The sequence below is a fragment of the Pseudomonas sp. 3JA genome (genome assembly GCF_036961705.1).
Taxonomy (GTDB): domain Bacteria; phylum Pseudomonadota; class Gammaproteobacteria; order Pseudomonadales; family Pseudomonadaceae; genus Aquipseudomonas; species Aquipseudomonas fluorescens_Q.
The window spans coordinates 172,526-197,034 of record NZ_JBAMDJ010000006.1 but is presented as its reverse complement, the minus strand read 5'-3'; the positions used below and the strand labels follow the sequence as shown (position 1 = coordinate 197,034).

20 protein-coding genes are annotated in these 24,509 nt (G+C 59.0%); 6 read left to right on the top strand and 14 right to left on the bottom strand.

Translation table 11 applies throughout. From position 1 onward, the window contains the following. The first annotated feature begins 29 nt into the window (after positions 1-29). Entirely contained in the window at positions 30-1,511 is a 1,482-nt protein-coding gene (locus V7773_RS07040) for a methyl-accepting chemotaxis protein (protein ID WP_336072797.1), read from the top strand. A gap of 258 nt (positions 1,512-1,769) precedes the next feature. Beyond that, positions 1,770-2,144 (top strand): terminase, encoded by a 375-nt coding sequence (locus tag V7773_RS07035; protein WP_336072795.1) that lies wholly within the window; start codon positions 1,770-1,772, stop codon positions 2,142-2,144. A 27-nt stretch (positions 2,145-2,171) separates the two neighbouring features. Here V7773_RS07035 and V7773_RS07030 read toward each other — a convergent pair whose 3' ends face one another. The 3 genes from V7773_RS07030 to V7773_RS07020 all read right to left on the bottom strand — a co-directional run bounded on the left by V7773_RS07030 (position 2,172) and on the right by V7773_RS07020 (position 4,479). Continuing rightward, positions 2,172-2,969 (bottom strand): acyl-CoA thioesterase, encoded by a 798-nt coding sequence (locus V7773_RS07030; protein ID WP_072340546.1) that lies wholly within the window; start codon positions 2,967-2,969, stop codon positions 2,172-2,174. A 352-nt stretch (positions 2,970-3,321) separates the two neighbouring features. Continuing rightward, positions 3,322-4,083 (bottom strand): CHAD domain-containing protein, encoded by a 762-nt coding sequence (locus tag V7773_RS07025; RefSeq protein WP_336072791.1) that lies wholly within the window; start codon positions 4,081-4,083, stop codon positions 3,322-3,324. A 105-nt stretch (positions 4,084-4,188) separates the two neighbouring features. Further along, positions 4,189-4,479 carry a hypothetical protein gene (locus V7773_RS07020; protein WP_057448452.1) on the bottom strand — a complete coding sequence of 97 codons (291 nt, stop codon included), beginning with the start codon at positions 4,477-4,479 and terminating at the stop codon, positions 4,189-4,191. Between the two features lie 207 nt (positions 4,480-4,686). Here V7773_RS07020 and V7773_RS07015 point away from each other — a divergent pair, with 207 nt between their 5' ends. Next, on the top strand, positions 4,687-5,724 hold the full coding sequence (locus tag V7773_RS07015; protein WP_003199314.1) for a patatin-like phospholipase family protein: 1,038 nt from the start codon (positions 4,687-4,689) through the stop codon (positions 5,722-5,724). 181 nt (positions 5,725-5,905) lie between these two features. Here the strand turns inward: V7773_RS07015 and V7773_RS07010 are convergent, their stop codons facing one another. From V7773_RS07010 to kdpF, 6 genes are all read right to left on the bottom strand, one after another. Beyond that, the gene (locus V7773_RS07010) at positions 5,906-6,604 is read right to left on the bottom strand and encodes a response regulator (protein ID WP_092144854.1); all 699 of its coding nucleotides are present in this window, start codon (positions 6,602-6,604) and stop codon (positions 5,906-5,908) included. Between the two features lie 64 nt (positions 6,605-6,668). Next, positions 6,669-9,320: a sensor histidine kinase KdpD gene (locus tag V7773_RS07005; protein ID WP_336072788.1), complete on the bottom strand. Its 2,652-nt coding sequence runs from the start codon at positions 9,318-9,320 to the stop codon at positions 6,669-6,671. 132 nt (positions 9,321-9,452) lie between these two features. Beyond that, positions 9,453-9,998, bottom strand: coding sequence for a potassium-transporting ATPase subunit KdpC (kdpC, locus tag V7773_RS07000; RefSeq protein WP_092463393.1), 546 nt, complete (start codon positions 9,996-9,998; stop codon positions 9,453-9,455). Positions 9,999-10,202: 204 nt separating this feature from the next. Further along, positions 10,203-12,257 carry a potassium-transporting ATPase subunit KdpB gene (gene kdpB / locus V7773_RS06995; protein ID WP_092222928.1) on the bottom strand — a complete coding sequence of 685 codons (2,055 nt, stop codon included), beginning with the start codon at positions 12,255-12,257 and terminating at the stop codon, positions 10,203-10,205. Between the two features lie 10 nt (positions 12,258-12,267). After that, positions 12,268-13,962: a potassium-transporting ATPase subunit KdpA gene (kdpA, locus tag V7773_RS06990; RefSeq protein WP_336072786.1), complete on the bottom strand. Its 1,695-nt coding sequence runs from the start codon at positions 13,960-13,962 to the stop codon at positions 12,268-12,270. An 8-nt stretch (positions 13,963-13,970) separates the two neighbouring features. Continuing rightward, the gene (gene kdpF / locus V7773_RS06985; RefSeq protein WP_063322338.1) at positions 13,971-14,060 is read right to left on the bottom strand and encodes a K(+)-transporting ATPase subunit F; all 90 of its coding nucleotides are present in this window, start codon (positions 14,058-14,060) and stop codon (positions 13,971-13,973) included. Positions 14,061-14,453: 393 nt separating this feature from the next. On the opposite strand from kdpF, the gene eat reads away from it, so the two are divergent. Then, positions 14,454-15,818 (top strand): ethanolamine permease, encoded by a 1,365-nt coding sequence (eat, locus tag V7773_RS06980; RefSeq protein ID WP_092144864.1) that lies wholly within the window; start codon positions 14,454-14,456, stop codon positions 15,816-15,818. Positions 15,819-15,938: 120 nt separating this feature from the next. Further along, positions 15,939-16,106 carry a DUF2897 family protein gene (locus V7773_RS06975; protein ID WP_014337248.1) on the top strand — a complete coding sequence of 56 codons (168 nt, stop codon included), beginning with the start codon at positions 15,939-15,941 and terminating at the stop codon, positions 16,104-16,106. A gap of 227 nt (positions 16,107-16,333) precedes the next feature. On the opposite strand, the gene V7773_RS06970 is transcribed toward V7773_RS06975, so the two are convergent. From V7773_RS06970 to V7773_RS06955, 4 genes are all read right to left on the bottom strand, one after another. Next, the gene (locus V7773_RS06970) at positions 16,334-17,185 is read right to left on the bottom strand and encodes an urea carboxylase-associated family protein (protein ID WP_336072785.1); all 852 of its coding nucleotides are present in this window, start codon (positions 17,183-17,185) and stop codon (positions 16,334-16,336) included. Between the two features lie 15 nt (positions 17,186-17,200). Then, positions 17,201-17,854: a GntR family transcriptional regulator gene (locus V7773_RS06965; protein WP_336072784.1), complete on the bottom strand. Its 654-nt coding sequence runs from the start codon at positions 17,852-17,854 to the stop codon at positions 17,201-17,203. A gap of 154 nt (positions 17,855-18,008) precedes the next feature. After that, entirely contained in the window at positions 18,009-18,344 is a 336-nt protein-coding gene (locus V7773_RS06960) for a ComEA family DNA-binding protein (RefSeq protein WP_063322342.1), read from the bottom strand. Positions 18,345-18,458: 114 nt separating this feature from the next. Continuing rightward, positions 18,459-20,453, bottom strand: coding sequence for a polysaccharide biosynthesis protein (locus V7773_RS06955; RefSeq protein ID WP_336072781.1), 1,995 nt, complete (start codon positions 20,451-20,453; stop codon positions 18,459-18,461). Positions 20,454-21,082: 629 nt separating this feature from the next. Between V7773_RS06955 and V7773_RS06950 the strand changes: the two genes are divergently transcribed. Further along, a complete protein-coding gene (locus V7773_RS06950; protein ID WP_336072780.1) occupies positions 21,083-22,945 on the top strand; it encodes an acyltransferase family protein in 1,863 nt (620 codons plus the stop codon). Positions 22,946-23,044: 99 nt separating this feature from the next. On the opposite strand, the gene V7773_RS06945 is transcribed toward V7773_RS06950, so the two are convergent. Then, positions 23,045-24,238 carry an acyltransferase family protein gene (locus tag V7773_RS06945; protein WP_336072779.1) on the bottom strand — a complete coding sequence of 398 codons (1,194 nt, stop codon included), beginning with the start codon at positions 24,236-24,238 and terminating at the stop codon, positions 23,045-23,047. Positions 24,239-24,509: the final 271 nt, after the last annotated feature.

Below are 24,509 nucleotides of genomic sequence, written 5' to 3'. Positions count from 1 at the left end.
GCTGTTTCCGCTATCAGAGAAGACCTTCCATGGGTGCCTGGCTTAGCAATATCTCGCTGAAATACAAATTCTGGGCGGTCAATGCGGTCGCCTTTGTCACCACCTTGCTGCTGGTGCTCTACGCGGTGCACCTCGAACAGCAGGCGCGTAACCAAGCGGCCCAGGCGAACGCCCAGGCCCAGGCGCACCTGCTGGATGCCTGGCCTGCCGGAGCGCCCTTGCCCAAGGTCGATTATCTCCTGGCATTCCCGCGCGACCAGGTCCCCGTTCTCAACGAACAACCGTTGCCTTCGCTGGCCCAGGCCAACGGCTGGGTCGAACTCGATACCGGGCTGCTGTTTGGCGACGACCCGCTGCTGGGCGCCCAAGTGATCCATCGAGGTGAAAGCCAACGACTCGCCGTGCTGGCCCAAGGTGTAAGCCTGAGCCAAGTGTTCAACGAACGCTTCAGCCAATACGCCGCGGCCGTGTTCGTGTTGATGCTGGCGATGCTCGGCGCTTCGCAGTTGTTGATCCGTTTTTTGCTCAGCCAGCTCAACACACTCAAAGACGTGATGCTGCACGTGGAAAAAACCGGCGACCTGTCCGCCCGCGTGCCCCTGGCCTGCGAGGACGAAGTGGGCCAGATGGCGGCGGCGTTCAACGCCATGCAGGCCGGTTATCAACGGGTGGTTGACACCGTTGCCAGCACCGCCCGGCAGTTGGACAGTGGTGCCGCGCGCCTGGCGTCGAGCATGAACGATGTTCGCCACGGCATGCTCGGCCAGCAAAGCGAAACCGATCAGGCAGCCACGGCAATCAACGAAATGTCCGCCACGGTTTATCACATCGCCCAGCATGCCGGCGCCACCCGCGATCTGTCGAAAACCGCCGACACCCTGGCCGGCAACGGTCACGAAGTGGTCGCCCGGGTGCAACAGTCGATCACCGGGTTGTCTTCGGGTGTGCAGCAGACCGCCGAAATGATCCAGCGCCTGGCTGAAGACAGCCAGAAGATCAATGGCGTGGTCAGTGTGATCCACAGCATCGCCGAACAAACCAATCTGCTGGCCCTGAACGCGGCCATCGAAGCGGCGCGGGCCGGAGAAATGGGCCGAGGCTTTGCCGTGGTGGCCGACGAGGTGCGCAACCTGGCCAAGCGGGTACAGACCTCCACGGATGAAATCACCATCATGGTTTCGGCCCTGCAGGCCGGGACCCGAGACGCGGTGGACTTCATGCAGGAGAGCTCGCTCAAGGCCGACGATTGCGTGCAACAGGCCCGCGAGGCCGGCGATGCGTTGGCACAGATCACCGCAGCGGTGGCGCAAATGCGCGAGAGCAACACCCAGATCGCGGTCGCGGCCGAACAGCAAAGCCATGTCGCCGAGGAAATGAACCGGGCGGTGGTGAGCATTCGCGACGTGACCGAGAACACCGTGCGCCAGACCGTCGATTCAGCCACCACCAGCGATGAATTGGCAACCTTGGCGGGCGAGTTGAGCAAGGCGATCGGGCAATTGAAACTGTAGAACGCCGGCTTGCCCGACGCCCTTGTGGTGAAGGGATTCCCTCTGTGGGAACAGGCTTGCCCTTCGATGGGTGCGATGCGGTCCTTGGTGAACCGAGGCGCCTGCATCGCGGCCAAACCTTGCTCCCACAAATAAGCCCCCTCGCCACAACAGCAAAACTGTATGGCCACCTATCGCCTCGATAGCCAACCGCCATTCGCCGCCCCGGTCGCACGGACCTATCCTTGGGTTATTCGGTTTCGTTCAAGGAATAGCATCATGGGCAAACGTCACCCCAATCTTCCAGCCTGGCAATGGCGCGCCTACCCAGACAATCATCGCCACCCCACCAACCTGGTGTTGCACCTGATTGCCGTGCCGCTGTTCATCATCGCTTTTCTGCTGATTGTGTCGGGGGTGTTCAGCTTGAGCCTGGGCGATGTCGCCATCGGCATCATCGGTCTGCTCGCGGCACTCGGCTTGCAACGTCACGGACACAGCCTGGAGACCCAGGCCTCCGAGCCGTTCAGCGATCGCAAGGATGCCGTGTCACGCCTGCTGGTGGAACAGTTCCTGACTTTTCCGCGGTTCTTTCTCAGCGGTGGCTGGTGGCGCGCCTGGCGGGAGCGCCACCGTCACAACCGCAAGTCTTGACCGAAGCAAATCTTGATCGGAGCAGCCTTAGCCAAAGATCGTGACCGTCTGCCGACTCAGGGCGATCAAGCGGCCATCGGCGCTCCAGAACTTCGCGGCGACATGGCCGTAACCGTCCTGGGCATGCTCGATCTCGGCCAGGTACTTGCACCAGTCCAATGTCGTGAGCTCCAGCAGCGGCTGGACGAACTCGATGGTCCACGTGAGCGTGCTGCCCGGGGCCATTTGCGAAAGGTGCGGCAACAAGGCCGGCGGCCAGGCGTCCACCAAGGCCAGGATATGACTTTCGTTCAGCGGCTCCTCCTGCACATCACCGCGCAAGCGCACCCAGCCGCCCATGCTCCGGGACTTGTTGCCGCTGAATGGCAAGCCGCCAACGCTCCAGCGCATCGCCAGGTGACGCATGAATTCCGGCGTAGCGCCTTTGACATAAGGCAGTTCCTGGCATTGCTCCACGCTTTTGAATTCTGGCGCGGGATCGGCCTGCACCGCCACCACGGATGAGCGCGATGCGCCAAAACTGCCTTGCACCACGGTCACCACTTGGCCGTTCTGCACCGCGCGCCCCAGCACCTGGCTCACGGCCTTGCCTTCACGCAATACGTCGACTTCGAAACTGACAGGCACATCGGGTTCGACCGGGCCGACAAAGGTGATCGCCAGCGAGCGCACCGGGCGATCCGCCGGCACTTGGGCACGCATCGCCTCATATTGCAGCGCCGCCACCAACCCGCCAAAACTGGCCCGCCCCTGACCCCATTCAGGCGCGATGCTCACCGCACCTGGCTGCCGGCGCACGGCATCGATCAAATCGGAAAAGCGCATGACGACCTCGAAAACAGGGAAAAGAATGAAGGGATCTTAACCAGCCCCGGCTGGCGGCACAGGGCTCATTCCGGCCAAAGAGACTGACAGAAAAGCCGAGGATCTTGAATTTCCTCTGTGGGAGCGTAATGGTGTTCACTTAAGTAAGGCAATAAACAAACCTGTGGCAAGAGAGCTTGCTCCCGCTGGGCTGCGAAGCGGCCCCTGAATCTGCCAAATGCGCAGCATCAGACACACCGCACCCGCCGGTTTACGACTGCTTCGCAGCCGAGCGGGAGCAAGCTCCCTCGCCACAGGTGCATCATTTTCTTAAGTGAACAGCATTACCGCTGGGAGCGGGGATGTGCTGGGTTCAGGATTTTTCGAAGCAACTGGCAATCAGCTTGTCGAGCACCTTGTCGGACTTGGCCTCGGCCTTTTCCATGGCGGCGTGCCAGGTTGGCACACAAGCGTGCAGATCGGTTTCTTCCTTGGCCCTGGCCAGCCACTGCCAGCAATCGTGCCAGTCGCCCAGTGCGGCCTGGGCGGATTTGAGCCGGGGCAGGGCCGCTTCGGGCAGTCGGTCGAGTTCAGGGTAGGCTTCGATGGCGTAGCGCACGCGCTTGATCAGCAGGCGCAATCGATGGCGGTCATGGGCCGGATCGCGCAGGGCTTCGCCGAGTTTCTTCCACTGTTTTTCCAAGCGCTTTTCGATGCGTTTGCGCAAACCCTTCAGCAACCCCTCGCGCTGGGAGGCACGAATGAAGCTCGGGAAGGCATCGAGGATCATCAGCAACTGCGCCAGTTCAACACTCGCGGCCACGGCGGGGTAAGCCTCGGCCATTTGCACCTGGCGTCGCCGCGCCGTCTCGGCCTGGCCATGCTGCTCCAGGTAGGCGGCCAACACTTCCCGGTCGCGCAATGGCGTGGTCAGGCTGCCGACCGCCGAAGCAGCCGTTTCCAGCTGTTCGACGCCGGGCAAACCACGCAATGGACGAAGCAGGCTGCGCAAACGGCGTACCGTGGTCCGCAAGTCATGCAGCGCTTCGCTGTCGGTATGGGCATTCAAGCGGGCCTGACAGGCCAACAGGCGGACTTCCAGGCCCAGTATCCGGGCCACCAGCCGATCGATCATGGGGCGTACTCCGTACGCAGCTCCAAGCGTCGAGCTGCAAGCTTCAAGAGAGGAGCGGTGTGCGCCCTTCACTTGTAGCTTGCAGCTCATGGCTTGTCGCTGCCGTTATCGTCCTGCGCGGGACTCACGAATGTAGAAACGCGCCTTCTCGGCTTTCTTGGCGCAGCCTTCGAACGCTTCGAATTGCTGCTGGGTCTTGGCGCCCGTCAGCAGGGACAGGGCCTTGGAGTAGCTGACGGTGCCGGCAAAACCTTCGGCCTTGGCCAGGTCCAGTTCACGCCAGGCGCTGTCGAGCTGGCTGCCACAACTGTCGCGGTAAGCGGTTTTGCCTGCGCAACCGGCCAGGGCCAAAACCATCAAAGAAGCCACCAAGGGCAGGCGGATCCGAGCTTTCATCAATAACACCTCAAGTCAGGTCAACAGTCGTGCTATTAAGACGGTGGCAACGGCGAAAAGTGCCTTGCTCGACCGCGTAAATTCAAGTGTGGCCGAGCATACGCAAATGCCGTCACGGCGTGTCAAAAAACGACGCGTGCGCCACAACGATTGAGCCAAGTCGTCGATGGGTGCATTGTTGAAATCTGTTCGACAAGAGGCCGGGTCATGACAAAACGTGTCGCATTGGTATTGGGTTCGGGTGGCGCCCGGGGCTATGCCCATATCGGGGTGATCGAAGAAATCGAACGACGTGGCTACGACATTGCCTGCATCGCCGGTTGTTCCATGGGCGCGGTCGTGGGTGGGATCTATGCGGCGGGCAAGCTTGAGGAGTACCGCAACTGGATTGAAAGCCTGGATTATCTGGACGTCCTGCGCCTGGTAGACGTCAGTTTTCGCCTGGGGGCGATCCGTGGCGAAAAGGTCTTCGGACAGATCCGCAAGATCGTCGGCGAAATCAACATTGAACAATTGCGTATCCCCTACACCGCCGTCGCGACCGACCTGACCAACCAGCAGGAAATCTGGTTCCAGGAAGGTTGCCTGCATCAGGCAATGCGCGCCTCGGCGGCGATTCCCAGCCTGTTCACGCCCGTGATGCAAGGCAACCGCATGTTGGTGGATGGCGGCCTGCTCAACCCATTGCCGATCGTGCCGGTGGTATCGAGCCACTGCGACCTGATCATCGCGGTCAACCTCAACGCCACCAACCAGAAACAATATCGGTTACCGGTGATCCCGCGCCCCGCCGCGTTCCGGCGGCGCTTCGACACCCTGGTCAGCTCCCTGGGATCGCGCCTGCCGTTTCGCCGCAAGCAGGCCGAGCAGCTGTTGCTGCTGGAGCAGGAAGCCTTGAAGGCCGAAGCCGCTGACATCAACCCGTGGATCGACTCGGCCGAGCCCGAAGGCCAACAACCGGCCGCCGCGCCAGAGAACGAAGGCGCACCGAAATCCGCCACCGGTTCGTTCATCATCGACAACGTCGGCCCGGCCTCGTTGCTGGACTTGATCAACCAGAGCTTCGAAGTGATGCAGACCTCGCTGGCCCAGTACAAGATCGCCGGTTACCCGCCGGACGTGCTGATCAACGTGCCGAAACGGGTGTGCCGGTTCTTCGAGTTCTACAAGGCACCGGAGTTGATCGCACTGGGGCGGGAGATTGCCAGCGATACTTTGGATCGGTATGAGAGTGACCAGAACTGAGCACGATCGCTGAGCCCTTGTGGCGAGGGAGCTTGCTCCCGCTGGGGTGCGAAGCGCCCCCCCCAGAACCGCACGCTCGGTGTATCAGGTTCATTGAGTTGGCTGTATCGGGGCTGCTGCGCAGCCCAGCGGGAGCAAGCTCCCTCGCCACATGAGTGCACGACTTGAAGCCTGTTCGAGGCTAAGCCCCACCCTCCCCCAACAACCGATACCCCACCCCCGCCTCGGTCACAATGAACCGCGGTCGGGTCGGGTCGTCGGCCAGTTTCTGACGCAGGTGGCCGACCACGATCCGCAGGTAGTGACTGTCTTCGGTGTGGGTCGGGCCCCAGATGTCCTTGAGCAGTTGCTGCTGGGTAATGACCCGCCCCGGGTGCCGCGCCAGTTGCGCCAGCACGGCGTACTCCTTGCGAGTCAGGGACACTTCGCTGCCGTCCAGCAGCACGCGTCGATACGCCAGGTCCACCGTCAGCGGGCCGAACTTCAGCGCGGCTTCCTGCGGCTCGCCAGCCGGGGCCTGGCGCAACAAGGCGCGGATGCGGGCGAGAAATTCCTGGATGCCGAACGGCTTGGTCACGTAATCGTTGGCACCATTGTCCAACGCCTCGACCTTCTGCGCTTCGCTGGCCCGCACCGAGAGCACCAGCACCGGCACCGTCGACCATTGGCGAAACTCGCGCAACACTTGCTGGCCGTCGATGTCCGGCAGGCCCAGGTCGAGTATCAGCAGATCGGGCTTGTTCAACGCCGCTTGGGCAAGCCCTTCAGCGCCGGTGCCGGCTTCCAGCACCTTGTAACCTTGGGAACTCAGGCTGATGCGCAGGAATTTGCGGATCTGCGGTTCGTCATCGATGACCAAAAGGGTCGCGGTCTGGCTCATGGCGCTCGTTCGTTGCAATCAGGTGAAAAGGCAAGCAGGTAGGACGAGAGTAACGCAGCGCCGCTCAAGCTTCATCGTCCATGCCCGGTTGTGCCTGTAAGGGCAGGTGCAACGTGATGCAGGTGCCGAGCCCGTCGAGGCCATCGGCCACGCTGATTCGCCCGCCATGGGCACCGACCATGCCCTGGCAGATGGCCAATCCCAATCCCGTGCCCTGCCCGCCCCGATCGCCGCGCGCGGCGGTATAGAACATGTCGAAGATGTTCTCTCGCTCTTGCTCAGGGATCCCGGGGCCCTCGTCAGCCACCGCAAAAACCACTTCGCTGTCGGTCACGCCGGCGCTCAGCAGCAGCCGCCCGTGAACGGGTGAGAATCGCGCAGCGTTCTCCAGCACGTTTACCAGGGCCTGTTCGATCAACGCCGCATGGACATACAGCAAGGGCAATTCAGCGGGCACCTCGACACTGAGCGCCAGCGGTGCCAACACCGCCCGCAGGCGGTTCAGCGCGCTGCCGACGATATCGGCTGGCGACACCCAGTCTCGCGCCAGCTTCAGAGCGCCATGGCCAAGACGGGTCATGTCCAGCAGGTTCTGGATGTAGCGATCCAGCCGCTCGGCCTCATCGCGGGTGCCTTCGAGCAGTTCACGGCGATCGGCCAGAGGGATCGCCTCCCCCAGCGCCAACAGGCTGTCGATGCTGCCGCGCATGGACGTCAGCGGCGTGCGCAAGTCATGGGACACCGAAGCCAGCAAGGCGCTGCGCAGTTGCTCGGTTTCACCGTGCAGGCGCGCCGCTTCCAGGTCCTGGGCCAGTTGCGCCCGGGCCAACGCCTGGGCCAATGGTTGACTGAGCGCCGCCAGTAAACGCCGACGCTGGCCGCTCAGCGGCTTGCCTTCGTTCGGGCACACACCCAGCAACCCCAGTGGCCCACCTTCCGCCGACAGCGGCCACCACCACCAGCGTCCGGATGGCAACGTCCCGGTGCCGGCGCCGGCGGGCTGGTCATGCTGCCAAGCCCAATCGGCCGCCGCACGTTCGGCCTCGGTGAATGTCAACGGCTCGCCCGTCTCGACCTTCCAATCTCGCTGGCCGTCGCGATTGAGCAGGCAAAGCTGCAAGTCGTGCAGGCCGTTGAGGTGCTGCGCGGCGGCGCTGATCACCGCCTGCCGGTCGGTGGCGGCAGTGAGTTTACGCGACAGGTCGAGCAGTTCGCCGGTTTCCTGCTGGGTGTCGCGCAAGGCTTGCAATTGTCGGCGCTGACGGGCCGCCAGATTGCCGGTCAGGGCCGCCATCAGCAGAAAAAAAACCAGGGTCAGCACGTCTTCTTCGCGCTGGATGGTGAAGGAAAAATTCGGCGGGATGAACAGGAAGTCATAGGCCAGGAACGACAGCGCCGCGCAGGCCAGCGCCGGACCGAGGCTGCTGCGTACCGCCACCAGCAACACTGCCATCAGGAACACCAGGGAGATATTGGGCAGCGCCAGCCACCCTGAAATACCCCAGGCCAACGCGCTGGCCGCCACGGTCGCCGTCAGCGCCAGCACATAGTCGAACCCAGTCTGGACGGCGTTCGAACGCACGCGGGCGGGACGGGGCTGTTCATCGCTGTCCAGCACGTTGATTTCCAGTCCCCGGGCATCGCGCAGCAAGCGTGAAGCCAAGCCACCGCCGAACAACCGTCGCCGCAAACGCGGCCGGGACTGGCCCACCAACAGCAGCGTGGCGCGACGTTCGGTGGCGTGCTGGATCAAGGTCTTGGCGACTTCGCCGGCCCGCAACAGCACTACTTCGCCGCCGAGACGCTCAGCCAACTGCTGGGCATTTTGCAGATACTGTCGCGATGACTCGTCTTGCGCGACGCCGCTGTCTACGTGGACCAGGCTCCACGGCAGATGCCGGCGCTGGGCGACGCGACTGGCGTGGCGCACCAGACGCTCGGCCTGCACGTCGGCGCCTACCCCCACCAGCAAGCGTCCGCGTACCGCCGGCGCGGCCTGGCCCAGTTGCCGATAACCCTGGGCCAAATCGTTGTCCACCTGGGCGGCGGCGGTCTGCATGGCCAGCTCACGCAACGCGGTCAGGTTGGTCTGGGTGAAAAACGCATCGATCGCCGCTCGCGCCTGCTCCGGCACATAGACCTTGCCATCACGCAGGCGCTCCAACAGCTCGCGCGATGGCAGGTCGATCAGCAGCAGTTCATCGGCTTCCTGCAAGACCCAGTCCGGCAACGTCTCGCGCACCTGCACTCCGGTGATGCCGCGCACCTGGTCGTTGAGGCTTTCCAGGTGCTGGACATTGACGGTGGTGTAGACATCGATGCCGGCGGCGAGCAGTTCCTGAATGTCTTGCCAGCGTTTGGCATGACGACTGCCGGGGGCGTTGCTGTGGGCCAGTTCGTCCACCAGCACCAGGGCCGGGCGGGCCGCGAGCAGGCCGTCGAGATCCATTTCTTCGAGCATGACGCCGCGATATTCCGAACGCACCAACGGTTGCTGCACCAGACCGCCGAGCAGTGCTTCGGTTTCGGCACGACCGTGGGTTTCCACCACGCCGGCGACGACTTTCACGCCTTGACGCAGTTGGGTGTGGGCCGCTTGCAGCATGGCGTAGGTCTTGCCGACACCGGGCGCCGCGCCCAGGAAGACCTTGAGCCGGCCACGATCGTTACGGGGCAGATTGGCTAACAGTGCGTCGGCGCGGCCGGAGTCGCTCATGCTGGGGATTCTCTTGTTTCGAATAGGTTCAGCCATCCTGTGGGAGCGAGCTCGCTCGCGATAGCGGTAGGTCAGCCAACATTGAGAGCGACTGATACACCCTCATCGCGAGCAAGCTCTCTCCCACAAGTTCTACAATTTTTCCAGCGCCAGGTTCAGCGCCAGCACATTCACCACTGGCGGGCCCACCAAGGATTGCTCGGTGTTGTCGTCGAGCAGTTGCTGCAAGGTCGAGGCCGGCAGGTTGCGCGCTGCGGCGACACGCGCCAGTTGATAGGCAATCGCCGCCGGAGGCAAGTGCGGATCCAGCCCGCTGGCGGAGGTGGTCAGCAAGGCCAGCGGCACCGGGCCCTGGCCGGGCACCTGGAGTTTTTGGGCGTCATCGATCACCCGCGAGGCCAGAGCCGGATTGCTTGGGGAGAAGTTGCTGGCGCCGCTGGCAACCGTGGCGAAGGCACCGGCCGACGGCCGTGGATGAAACCACGCATCGCCGGTGAAATCCTGGGCGATCAGCGTCGAGCCACGGACCTTGCCGTCGGCATCGACGACCAGGCTGCCGTTGGCCTGGGCGGGAAACGCGACTTGCGCCACGCCGGTGACCACCAGCGGGTACGCGACACCGGTGATCAGGGTCATCAGTAGTAACAGGCTCAAGGCCGGGCGAATCAAAGTGGACATTTCAAAATCCTCGAATCAAAAAATTCATCGTGGCGAGGGAGCTTGCTCCCGCTGGGCTGCGAAGCAGCCCCAAAACCAGCCACAACTGTGTGTCAGGCGGGTTGCAGTCAATTTCCTGGGGGTTGCTTCGCAACCCAGCGGGAGCAAGCTCCCTCGCCACAAAACCTCTCCTGGCACAAAAAATCCGTGGGCCGAACATCCGGCTCAAACCAGGTGCAACGCCGTCAGCAACATATCGATCGCCTTGATCCCCACGAACGGCACCACGATCCCGCCCAGGCCATAGATCAGCAGATTGCGTCGCAACAGCGCCGCCGCACTTGCCGCTTGCACGCGCACGCCACGCAGGGCCAGGGGGATCAGCACGACGATGATCAAGGCGTTGAAGACGATGGCCGACACAATCGCGCTCTGGGGGCTGCTCAGGTGCATCACATTCAACACGCCGAGCTGTGGATAAATCGAAGCGAACAGCGCCGGCAGGATCGCGAAGTACTTGGCGATGTCGTTGGCGATGGAAAAGGTGGTCAGTGCGCCACGGGTCACCAGCAGTTCCTTGCCGATCTGCACCACATCGAGCAACTTGGTCGGGTCGCTGTCGAGGTCGACCATGTTGGCCGCTTCCCTCGCGGCCTGGGTGCCGTCGTTCATCGCCATGCCGACATCGGCCTGGGCCAGGGCCGGGGCGTCGTTGGCACCGTCGCCGCACATGGCCACCAGTCGACCGTCGTTTTGCTCATGACGGATACGCGCCAGTTTTTTCTCCGGCGTGGCCTCCGCCAGCACGTCATCGACACCGGCCTCGGCGGCAATCGCCGCAGCGGTCAACGGGTTGTCGCCGGTGACCATCACCGTGCGGATCCCCAGCTTGCGCAACTCGGCAAAGCGCTCGCGAATGCCCGGCTTGACCACGTCCTTGAGATGGATCGCGCCGAGCAACTTGCCGTCCACGCACACCAGCAACGGCGTGCCGCCACTCTGGGCGATCTTGTCGACCTCCCGCGCCAATGCCTGTGGCAACTCATTGCGTGCAAGGCCGATGAAGTCCAGCAACGAATCCACGGCGCCCTTGCGGTAGATGCGGCCCTGATAGTCGACGCCGGACAAACGGGTTTCAGCACTGAACGGCACGGCCCTCAGCGCTTCGACGCCAGGCTCGGACTGTGGATGCAAACCTCGCAGGTACTCGACGATGGACTTGCCCTCTGCGGTGTCGTCAGCCAACGAGGCGAACAAAGCGCCTTCGGCCAGTTCCTTGGCACTCACACCGGCGGCGGCATAGACCGCTGTGCAGCGACGATTGCCAAAGGTGATGGTGCCGGTCTTGTCCAGCATCAACACATGCACGTCCCCCGCCGCCTCGACCGCACGGCCGGATTTGGCGATCACGTTCAGGCGCACCAACCGGTCCATCCCGGCGATGCCGATGGCCGACAGCAGCCCGCCGATGGTGGTGGGGATCAACGTCACCAACAGCGCCACCAGAAACACCAGCGGCAGGTTGGCGTTGGCGAAATGGGCGAACGGTTGCAGCGTCACCACCACCAACAGGAAGATCAGCGTCAGGCCGATCAACAGGATATCCAGCGCCACCTCGTTCGGCGTTTTCTGGCGCTTGGCACCTTCGACCAAGGCGATCATGCGGTCCAGGGTGGACTCGCCGGGATTGCTGGTGATGCGGATCAGCAGCCAGTCGGAGACCAGCCGCGTATTGCCAGTCACAGCCGAGCGATCACCGCCGGACTCGCGGATGACCGGCGCCGATTCGCCGGTGATCGCCGCCTCGTTGACCGCGGCGATGCCTTCGATCACCTCACCGTCGCCGGGAATCATGTCGCCGGCCTCGACGCGCACCACGTCGCCTTTGCGCAGGCGGGTGGCGGGGATGATTTCAAAGCCGCTGGCGGTCTGGCGACGTGCGTTGAGACCTTCGCTGCCGGCCTTGAGGCTGTCGGCCCGGGCTTTGCCGCGGCCTTCGGCCAAGGCTTCGGCGAAGTTGGCGAACAGCACGGTGAACCACAGCCACAACGCAATTTGCGCAGCCACAAACGTCGGCACGGCGCTGTCGGGGATGAAGCACAACACCGTGGTGAGGATCGCGGTCAGTTCCACCACCAGCATCACCGGCGCGCGGTGCAACTGGCGTGGATCGAGCTTGACGAAGGCTTGCACCAGCGCCGGCCGCCAAAGGGCCGACAGGTGGGTCTTCGGTTGTTCCGGTGCCTTGGCGGCGACGGTTTTGCTCATCGGCATATTCATCATCAGGTCCTCAGAAGCCCATGCTCAGGTGTTCGGCAATCGGCCCCAGCGCCAGGGTTGGCAAGAAGGTCAAGCCGCCCACCAACAGAATGGTCACGGTCAACAAGGTCACGAACAGCGGGCCGTGAGTGGGGAAGCTGTTCTGGCCAATCGGCGCGGTCTTCTTCAAGGCCAGGCTGCCGGCCAACGCCAGCACCGGCAGGATGTAGCCGAACCGACCGATCAACATGCCCAGGCCCAACATCAGGTTGTGGAAAGGTGTGTTGGCGCCGAACCCGGCGAATGCCGAACCGTTGTTCGCTCCCGCCGAGGTGTAGGCGTACAACAACTGGCTGAAACCGTGGGCACCCGGGTTGCTCACCGCTGCGGCTGGCCCCGGCAGACTCGCGGCGACGGCACCCAGCACCAGCACACTCACGGGCATCACCAGCAGGGTTGCCACCAACAGTTGCACCTCCCGGGCGCCCAGCTTCTTGCCCAAGTATTCCGGGGTGCGACCGATCATCAAGCCGGCCAGGAACACTGCGATCAGTACGTTCAACAGCATCCCGTAGAGCCCGGCCCCGACGCCGCCGAAGATCACCTCGCCGACCATCATGTTCACCAGCGACACCATGCCGCTGAGCGGGCTGAGGCTGTCGTGCATGGCGTTGACCGAGCCGTTAGACGCTGCCGTGGTAGTCACCGACCACAGCACCGTGGCCGTGGTGCCGAAGCGGGCTTCCTTGCCTTCCAGCGGCGCGGTTTGCTCGACGGCCGGATTGTCCAAGGCAGGGTTGGGCTGGTATTCGGCCCACAGCGACGTGGCGCCGCCAATCAGGAACAAGGCAAGCATGCAGGCGATGATCGCCCGGCTCTGGCGCAGGTCCTTGACGTAATGGCCGAAGGTGAACACCAGCGCGGCGGGAATCAGGATGATCGAGGCGACTTCGAACAGGTTGCTCCAGGCCGTCGGGTTTTCGAACGGATGCGCCGAGTTGACGCCGAAGAAACCGCCACCGTTGGTGCCCAGTTGCTTGATCGCGATCTGGCTGGCGGCCGGCCCCAACGGGATGACCTGGTCGGCGCCCTGCAGCGTGACCCCGTGCACATAGTGCGCAAAGGTCTGCGGCACGCCCTGCCAGACCAGGAACAATGCCAGCAGCAGGCACAGCGGCAACAGCCCATAGAGGGTGGCGCGGGTCATGTCGACCCAGAAGTTACCCAGCGTTGCGGCGGACTTGCGCCCGATACCGCGACACAGCGCCACCAGCACGGCCAGTCCCGTTGCGGCGCTGACAAAGTTCTGCACGGTCAGGCCGACCATCTGGCTGAGGTAGCTCAGGGACGCTTCACCGCTGTAGGACTGCCAGTTGGTGTTGGTCATGAAACTCACGGCCGTGTTGAAAGCCTGGGTCCACTCCATGCCGGGCAATTGTTCTGTATTGAGCGGCAGATATCCCTGCAGCAGCAGAATGGCGAACAGCAAGAAAAAACCCGCCAGGTTGAACGCGAGCAGGGCCAGGGTGTATTTCTGCCAGCTCTGCTCAGCGGTGGAATCGACACCGGCCAGGCGATAGCAACCGCGCTCCACCGGACCGAGGATCGGTGAAAGCCAAGTGCGCTGGCCCTCCATCACCTGGTAGTAAAAACTCCCCAGAAACGGTGCCGGAATCAGCACCAGGGCGAAAAAGCCGAGGATCAGCCCGTAGTCATAACCGTGCATAGCCGCTCCTAGTTCCGATCGGCGCGCAACAGCGCAACCAGCAGATAAATGAACAGCGCCCCTGCCAGCAGCAGCGACACCCCGTCCAGAACATTCATGGGATTTCTCCGTGGTACGGCGTCGTGCCGTGTGTGGAGTGATTGTCGGCAGGGAGGCTGTAAAGGAACGAGATCTAGAGATCGGTTGGGGGATAAAGAATCTGTAAAAAAATCGGCTGGATGATTGGCTGGGCGGGCCCCTTCGCGAGCAAGCCCGCTCCCACAGGAGGTCGCGGTGTGAGCTCACCGCAAGTCCAGTGTGGGAGCGGGCTTGCTCGCGAAGGCGGCATTACCAGCGCCAACGCCCCCAACTGGCGCACAACAGGGGCACATCAAGCAAGGAACATCCCCGATACGACACGATTTCACCCATTACGACCGCCCCCGCCACCCTGGCACGCCCACTGCACTGCCCTCCCCAGCGCTTTTGCTATGGATCGAGGGGAGCCACCGATGAACACACAACTCAAACCCACCCTGGGCACCCTGCATTTATGGGGTATTGCCGTCGGCCTGGTGATTTCCGGCGAGTATTTCGGCTGGAGCTATGGCTGGGGCGTGGCCGGGACACTGGGCTTTTTGGTGACGTCCTTCATGGTGGCGGCCATGTACACCTGCTTCATTTTCAGCTTCACCGAGCTGACCACCGCCATTCCCCATGCCGGCGGGCCGTTTGCCTACAGCCGTCGCGCCTTCGGCGAGAAAGGCGGGTTGATTGCCGGCCTGGCGACACTGATCGAATTCGTCTTCGCCCCGCCAGCCATTGCCCTGGCCATCGGCGCCTACCTGAACGTGCAGTTCCCGGCCCTGGACCCGAAACACGCAGCGGTCGGCGCCTACATCGTGTTCATGGGCCTGAACATCCTCGGGGTCAAACTGGCCGCGACCTTCGAGCTGATTGTTTGCGTCCTGGCGGTGGCCGAACTGCTGGTGTTCATGGGCGTCGTGGCCCCGGCGTTCAGTTTCAGCAGCTTTGCCCTGAACGGCTGGGCCGGTTCCGATGTGTTCGGCGCACCGGCCATCGCCGGCATGTTTGCCGCGATCCCCTTCGCCATCTGGTTCTTCCTGGCCATCGAGGGCGCGGCCATGGCCGCCGAAGAAGCCAAGGACCCGAAACGCACGATTCCCAAGGCCTACATCAGCGGCATCCTGACCCTGGTAATCCTGGCGATGGGCGTGATGTTCTTTGCCGGTGGCGTCGGCGACTGGCGCACCCTGTCGAACATCAACGATCCCCTGCCCCAAGCCATGAAAACCGTGGTTGGCGAAAGCTCCGGCTGGCTGCACATGCTGGTGTGGATCGGCCTGTTCGGCCTGGTGGCGAGTTTCCACGGCATCATCCTTGGCTACTCGCGCCAGTTCTTCGCCCTGGCCCGCGCCGGTTACCTGCCCGCCTCCCTGGCCAAGCTGTCACGCTTCCAGACGCCGCACCGGGCGATCATCGCCGGTGGGCTGATCGGCATCGCGGCGATCTACAGCGACGGCCTGATCAACCTCGGCGGCATGACCCTGACTGCGGCGATGATCACCATGGCCGTGTTCGGTGCCATCGTCATGTACATCATGAGCATGCTCAGCCTGTTCAAACTGCGTAAAACCGAACCCAACCTGGAACGCACCTTCCGCGCACCGGGCTATCCGCTGGTACCCGGCATCGCCCTGGTATTGGCCGTGGTGTGCCTGGTGGCGATGGCCTGGTTCAACGCGCTGATCGGGCTGATCTTCCTTGGCTTCATGGTGGTGGGTTTCGTCTACTTCATCCTCACCGCACAGTTGCGTGCAGACGCTCCCGCCGATGCGATGCTGACCGGGCTTTGAGGTGAAGCCGACCGAACGGGCGTAGTATTGAACCACTGCGAGCAACCTTCGCTCATAAGTGGTAGGTGCGATGGACCGGCGAAATGTTCGTCCGTCCATCGCCCCCTCAAGGAGAGCCCTATGCCCTGGTATGCCTGGTTGATTCTGATTGTTGCAATCGGCTCGATCGTTGGTGGTCTGATGATGCTGCGCGACACCGCCCACAAGGTCGAGTTGACCGATGAGCAACGCAAGCGCGTTGCCGAGCGCAATGCGGAAATGGATGCGAAGGAGGCCAAGGATCGTTAACCGCTGCCTCACACACCACTCTTGTGGTGAGGAAGCTTCACACACCGTACCCGTGGCGAGGGAGCTTCACACACCCTACCCGTGGCGAGGGAGCTTGCTCCCGCTGGGGCGCGAAGCGCCCCCTCAAACCTGCCGACGCGGTGCGCCAGGCTGATTGAGTCATGATTTGGGGGCTGCTGCGCAGCCCAGCGGGAGCAAGCTCCCTCGCCACAAGAGCCCCTGCCGCCTTACTTCTCCCAATCCGCCTTGGCAATGTGCAAGCCATGCAACCCGTTGTATGCCGCCCGCTCAGGTTGGCTCCAGCCCTCCAGCAATGAATCCTCCAACCGATAGATCTCCACCCCCAGAGGACGACAGACGCTAAGGGGATCCTGCGCATCCGGCCCCCACATCGCCAGCGACAAGTCACCACCCGGGCAGGTGGACAGGGCGCACAACAGATTGATCTCGGCAAAAAACTCCAGGTAATCGCCCTTCTGCGCCGGACAGGCCTTCATGAAGTACATGTCGTCGTGATTAAGCCCGGTGCACTGGAAAATATTCAGCACATCGTGCACGTCGAACTCCGTCAGGCCGTGAGGCAACACCGCACGGGTCAGGTTCGAGTGACAGTGATGATGAAAATCCTCCCCCGTCAGCATCTTGTTCACATAGGGATCACAGCGCGTACCCAGCAGATCGTGCAGTCGGCCACCATGCTCATCGATGCCATAACCGGCCAGACTGTCATCGGTGATGGTCACCAATGGCCGCAGGAATGGCAGGTTCGACCACAACCGATCATGGGTACTGACGTGGGCGCCCTGAAGCTGACGCGTGCGCGCCGCCCACAGGCGTTCCCGTGGATCGTGGGCGTTCCAGACGTTGAAGTCTCCTACCTGCGGGCCCACCGGAGTCGTGACTCGGAACACATGCCCGGCTGGTACGTGCCAGGCCTTACCGGTACGGATCGGCACTTCGAACTGCTCGATCAGGGTGCGCTTGTCCTGCTGGGTGCGGATGCGGTCGTAGAAGGGTTTGTCCACCAGCAGGGCTGAACCTTTGCTGACCTGGTAGGCGGCTGGGTAGTCTTTATACATGGCGCGGGTCCTTGATCAGGGGTGATAGGTGGGGGTTAGCAGTTGCAAAAGCAGTTGCTCGGAATCATCGAGGTAAAGGCTCATGGCTTCGTGGGCCGCAAGCTTGTCACCTTCGGCCAGGCAATCGTGGATATAGCGGTCACGGGTCAGCCACGGCGCTTGGAAACGAGCCTCATCGGGCGCGGAGCTAAATACCAGGCGCAGCTGTGCAATCACATTGGTGAAAAACTCATCAAGTAATGGACTGCGCATCAATCCGACGATGTGCTGATGGAACGCCAGGCCATGGGTGCCGACCGAACGCCAGTCTTCACGCTCCCGAGCCAAATCCGCCGCTTCGAGGGCTTCGAGCATCCGGTCAGATTGATACTCGCGCAGTGGCTGACTGCCCATGATGGCTTGCAGCTCCAGAGTGCGACGGACCTTGAACAGATCTCGCACGTCATCGACACCTAACCTGCGGACCATCACCCCTTTGTTGCGCACGTAACGGGTTAAGCCTTCCTGGCCTAGACGGTGTAGCGCTTCGCGGATGGTGTTGCGTGAGGCGTTGTAGGCCGAGACCAGGTTGTTCTCCACCAGCGCCATGCCTGGCAGCAAGCGGCCACCGATGATGTCGGCGCGTAGCTCCAGAGTGATCTGGTCGGCCAAGGAAAGTGTATGGATCATGGAAGAAAGGCCTCGGATTGTTGAACAATCGGTTGGCTGTAGATAATCATTATTTATGCCAACGGCGAGATGCCTCCAGAATGCGTGCAAAAATGTGCATCCGCCAGACAGCAAAAAGGCCAGTCAATACGACCGGCCTTCTTCAATCACAAACTCAATTCACTTCCAGCTTGTCACGGTTCCTGTCGAGAATCGCCTTGCCGATCCCCTTGACCTCCAACAACTCCTCCACCGAAGAGAACGGCCCATTATTCTCCCGATACGCAACAATCGCCTCGGCCTTGCCCTTCCCTATTCCTGACAGCTCGCGCTGCAGCGTGGCAGCATCCGCCCCGTTCAAATCCACCTTGGTACTCTGCGTTTTGGCTGGCTGCTCCACTGCTTGCGGCGTAGCGACCACCTCAGGCTTGACCACTGGGGCGGCGATAGCAGCAATCGAGGCGCTGGTGAGAAAGGCAAAAACCAGAGAGTAGAAATAGCCTGTACGCATAAATGACGCTCCATGACATCGTTAAGAGAGAAGCAGCTTTTCCGAAGCTGCCTCTCAAACTTAGGCGATGAGGTGTCGCTGTCAAAAATGTGTACGTTACAGCGTATGTAACAATCAGGGTTCGAGACGACGTTGCTGGTAGATCCAGTCGACAATCTCGCCGTCTGGAGCGTAACCACTGACAGTGTCCCGAAGCAGCTGGCGGACCCTGGTGTAGTCATCGCGCTCGATGGCGGCCAGCAACTCAGCTAGCTTGATCTTGAGCGTGTCCCAAGACAGATGGTCCTCATTGGCACTCATGATCATCGGGTGCTGGGTGGCGACGACGTTGTCGCCAATCAGCAATTCTTCGTAAAGCTTCTCGCCTGGACGCAGGCCAGTGAACTCGATTGCAATGTCGCCGTGGGGGTTCTTTTCCGAACGGACGCTCAAGCCAGACAGGTGAATCATCTTTTCCGCCAGCTCGACGATCTTTACCGGTTCGCCCATGTCCAGCACAAACACGTCTCCACCCAACCCCATGGACCCCGCCTGTATGACCAACTGAGCGGCCTCGGGAATGGTCATGAAGTAACGCGTGATTTTTGGGTGCGTGACGGTCAACGGCCCGCCGGACTTGATCTGTTTGTGGAACAGAGGAATAACCGAACCGGATGACCCCAATACATTGCCAAACCGAACCATGGTGAAACGGGTTTTATTGACCCTTGAAACGTTGGCCTTGTCACCGAATAACACGGGGGCCAGTTCGCGGCTAAGGGCCTGCAAGGTCAGTTCTGCAAGCCGCTTGGTGCTGCCCATTACATTGGTTGGGCGCACCGCTTTATCCGTGGAGATCAGCACGAAGTTCGATACGCCTGCCTGCAACGCAGCCTGTGCCGTATTCAACGTCCCGATCACATTGTTCAGGACGCCTTCGGCAATGTTGTGTTCGACCATCGGGACATGCTTATAAGCGGCGGCGTGATAGACCGTGTCGACATTCCAGGTCTTCATCACGTCCAGCAGTTTGTCCTGATCTCGTACCGATCCAAGGATAGGCAGCAACCGAACCGACAGCGACTCCCGAACCACTCGAGGCTCAAGCTCAGACAGGATGCTATAGAGATTGAATTCGCTATGCTCATACAGCAGCAGCGTAGTCGGCTTCAGTGCCAGTATTTGCCGACAAAGCTCGGAGCCGATCGAGCCACCGGCTCCAGTGACCAGGACCGACTGGCCAGTGATGCAATGCTCCAGCAGGTCAGGTTGTGCGGGAACCGGATCGCGTCCTAGAAGGTCGGCGATGTCCACTTCCTGGATGTCATCTACCTTGACCCGGCCGCTGGCCAGGTCCATGAACCCAGGGACGCTACGGACATGCAGGGGGAAGCCTTCAAGCAGCGTCAAGATCTCCCGACGGCGCCCACGTGACGAGGAAGGCACCGCCAGCAGAATTTCCTGCGCGCCGGTTGTGTCGATCATTTTCTGGATATGCTTGGGCGCGTAGACCTGTAGCCCAGCGATCACGCGGTCAGCGATGCTGTTGTCATCATCGATGAATGCGACCGGTCGCATCACCCGCCCCATGCGCAACGCAGCCACCAGTTGGTTACCTGCGGCCCCGGCACCATAAATAGCAACCTTGGGCAGACCGTCGTCACGGTTGGTGAAGGGCACATGCTGGGCTGCGGTAAACCAGTCCCCCAGGAAATACTGCCGCATCATCAGGCGCAAGCCGCCAATCATGATCAGGCTCAGCCACCAGTAGTTGAAGATGATGGAGCGTGGCACTACGGTTTTATGGTTGCTGTACCAATACACCACCAAAGCCAGCAGCAAGGCCGAAAGGCTGACCGCCTTGCAAATTGTGATCAGCGCGTCATTACCGAAATAGCGCATGACCGCGCGATACATGCCAAAGCGGATGAAGATTGGAATAGCGATCAAAGGAGCCGATGCGAAAAGCCAAAGGTGCGTTTCAATTGGGCTGGCCAATGCTTCGACGCCCAGGCGAACGACGAACGCCAGCCATAGGGCGACCCAGACAAGTACAACGTCCGTTGCCAGCTGGATTGCGCGCTTGTGGCGTCTCGGCAATCCCAGCAAGGCTGTTCTAAATTTGCTCATAACCCCTTCATGCACCTTCGCTAGCTCCTTAAAATAATATCCATTTCCGACTGTAGGCTACCTTGGGGCTCGGTCCACGACGGGACTACCTACGAAAAAGCATCGGCCTTGTCATCTATTATGGTGAAGAGACTTTTCCAGTCCGCGCGCATGATTTAACCCTTGAAGTCAATACAAAGCGACACGCCAGAGCCGGAACCAACCATCTTCCTGCCTTCTATCATACTCACGTAGCGTCGTTTTGGCCTCCAGCACGAGAAAGGCCCGACGGTGGTTGCCAGCGAGCTGACCATGAGCTGATGTTCTGCGCCCTGCACTCCTGAGATTAGCGACATTAGCAGCTTGCGTGGCAGAATGGACGTATTGCTGTTGGCTTTCGGCACGCCAGGTGTGAATTTAACGGGGTACTGATGGGCGAGGAAGACAATCAGCCCAAGGTAAAACCAAGCGACCCACCGACCAAGCAAATAATTGAAGACATAGTATATTGGCAGCGACTTTTCATTCCGCACTTCCAGCCAAAAGTCTGTCCACACTTAAGCCTTTATAAAAATGCAAAGACAACCGCCCTTTCACCAAACCTCTTACCAAAGCGGAACAAGATCAAAAATAGCAGGCGAATACTTTAGATGACATTCAGAAAAGACATAAACGGCCTCCGCGCATGGGCAGTAACACTGGTTGTTCTTTTTCATTTCGACATTCCTATTTTTAGCGGGGGCTTCATAGGTGTAGATGTATTCTTCGTAATATCTGGCTTTTTAATGGCAGGAATACTAACCAAAAAACTGGAAAACAGCTCTGCCTGGACGCTCCCAAAAGAAATAATAAACTTCTACATTGCTAGAGCCAGAAGAATATTGCCCGCGCTGCTTGCGCTGTGCACCGTCACAATAATTTCAGGTTGGTTCTACTTATCACCAGCTCAATACAACGCACTTGCCGATCAAGTACTCACGACATTAGGATTCTACTCTAATAATTTTTTCCTTGATCAAAATGGCTACTTCGAGACAAGCTCCAATCAAAAACTGCTTCTCCATACATGGTCCTTATCAGTAGAGTGGCAGTTCTACATCATGCTCCCCCTCCTCATGAGCGCCGTTTGGTTTTTCCGAAAGAATAGACGCTGGCAGCTCCTAGCCACTTGCACCGCAGGTGTCACATCGCTTATCTATTGTATTTATCTTGCAAACTCAGAACCCGACGCGGCTTTTTATTCTACTTTTTCTAGAGCATGGGAAATGCTAGCAGGCAGCCTGGTATATTTTCTTACGTCCCAAAACCAAAGAAAAATCAAGGGATTGGAAACCGCCGGCTTCTTGATGATTATTTTCTCCGCCATCCTGTTAAATTCCTCCTCCGCATGGCCTGGCATCATAACAATCTTCCCCGTCCTTGCTGCAGCCATGATCATTTATTCGAAATCCAATTCATACTGGACCTCAGGGAAGTTAATTCAACACATTGGCGAACGCTCTTATTCTATTTATCTATGGCACTGGCCTTTGGCGGTATCAATAAGACTTATAAACCCTCAGAATCTCACACTCGCCACAATCCTTGGAGTTTTGCTGACATTAGTATTTGCCGAAATCTCGTACAGCCTGATAGAGAGAAGAGCAAGAACGGCATTTCTACCGAGCAAACGTAATCTGGCTTTTTTAATATCATTGGCTCCGATTTTTTTTGTAGCATCGCTCGGTTTGATAATTCAAAGGGCTGATGGCTATCCGAACCGTTTTCCGGCGAAAGCATCAGACTTAGCCAAGTATAAATTTTCACTTAACGAATACCGAGACGGCCAGTGCTTCATGCGCCCCGAACAAACCTATAAAGCTTTCTATAACTGCAGCGATTTGCGGGGGAGTACTGCCAGGACGATACTGCTTTGGGGAGACTCACATGCGGCGCATTTGTACCCCGGCATTCTAAAAAATCTGCCAGAGGACAAAAACATTACACAATTCACAGCAAGTGGCTGCCCTCCACTTATTGGGGTAACCATTGATGATCGAAAAAACTGTAGAGACATTAATAGCTTCGTTGCAGATTGGATTATTAAGAATCAACCTGGCGAGGTAATCCTTTCCGCTCGCTGGTCTAAATATAATTGGGAGTCATTAAGGTATACATTAGAGTTTCTCCAGGCTAAAGGTGTCAAAAAAATCACCGTGTTCGGTCCTGCACCTATTTGGAATAGAGTGCTCACTGATATTCTTTTAAAGAATTCACTATTTAATGACACCTCTCTACCCGAAAGAGAAAAAAACCATTTGATTAACGACAATGAAACCGAGGAAGGCATCAGCAAAATAACTCAAGAATACGGAGTTAACTTCGTATCCGTTAGGGAAATCCTCTGCACCGATCAAGGCTGCATGACTCATTTGAATACAAAAAACGGGCCAGTACCTACGGCCTGGGATACCGCACACTTATCTTCAGAAGCTTCTAGCTACTTGATTGTTCATAGTCGAATATTCGATTAAGTTTTTTAAGGACGCCAATAACGTTGGAGTCCTTAATATTCCTACACAGTGCAAGCAAACGCCTTATCATTACCTGCACCTCAACAAAGGGCCATTAACTTAATTGACGTTTTCGTGTTCCAACCGCCGCTTTTTCTTCATCCTAATCCAGTTGGTCAGCGTATCGACCCTCCTCATTGCCGGTCGCTCGACAAATCGAAATGTCAAACCACAGACAATCATCAGAATTGGAGTAAGCAGTATAATAACCCCCCAATACTGGAGGGGTGTTAATTGACTAGCACTGACACTACCAAATACAAATCTAAAAACCACAAACAATAAAACCCCATGAAGCAAGTAAATACTATATGCCATTTCACCCATCGTGCGTGACACCTTAAGCCTGAGCAAACCGAAGATACTATTACCTCCCGAAATCAGACAAAACGCGGCTACCAATAGCACTCTTGGCACACTGCCTTCATAAATTGTTGGATAGTACGCCACGCTCCAAGCAAGAGATCCGACTATCAGACATGTTGCCCATTTTGAAACAGCAAAAACCGTAAAACGCTCATAACGAACTAAAACAGCTGCCGCCATCCCCCCCAAAAACAACCAGCCAAAATCCCGACTATAACCGTATATATCGAACACGTACAATGCAATTGCCGCCAAATACAAATACTTGACAGGCGGGCGATTCCCTATCAGCAAAGCAACAAATGGTAGAAACAAATAAAAAAACCACTCGTAGGGTAACGTCCAGGTCACTCCCGCATGTATATATCTTGTACCTAATAGACCATTCAAGTCAGGAGCACCAAAAACCCTAAAACCAACCCACTTCAACCCGTCTACTACAATTTTTCCAGTCGGCTGCGCCGGTTCATTCTTGGTAAGTATCCACACGATCAAAAACAATAGAACCATGGAAAGCAGATAGAGAGGCGTCAATCTCAAAAATCGAGAAACATACAAGCGGAGCCAATCAGTACCGTGCGCGCGTCCTTCCAGCAATTTATTAAAAAAAAGAAACCCCGTGATCATGAAAAATAGCGCAACGCCAACTTGCCCAAAATATACAAAAAGCCTGAAAGAAGGCAAAGCCCAAGCATTAGAATGCAAGTAGTAATACCATATATAGGAATGATGAAGAAATACAAAAAATGCAAGATACCCACGCAAACCGTCGAGTGTTACAAACCGACCATGGGAGGAAGGAACCACCAACTTACTCAAAAACAAATTAGTCGATAACAATGCGACCAAAATCGCTATTAACGCAGCGAATGCACCTATAATTTCCACTTGAACACTACTTTTTAAGATAACAAAGAACTATAATATCTGATTTTTTCAGGTACAGCATTCTCTGTGAGATTTTCGGGGATTGCTCTGTACTCTTCGAAGTCACGTCGACTGCCAGACAATCGCGTCCGTACTCGGAACCTTCAGGCCGTCCTCAGCGTCTGGGCAGACAGCGCCAGATACCCTAGCGCCGCTTGCGTCATCTGTTTTTCCTGTCCAAGGCGTCCGCATCCAAAAGGGTATTCGAACCCCTAAACGCGCTGCCGACTCA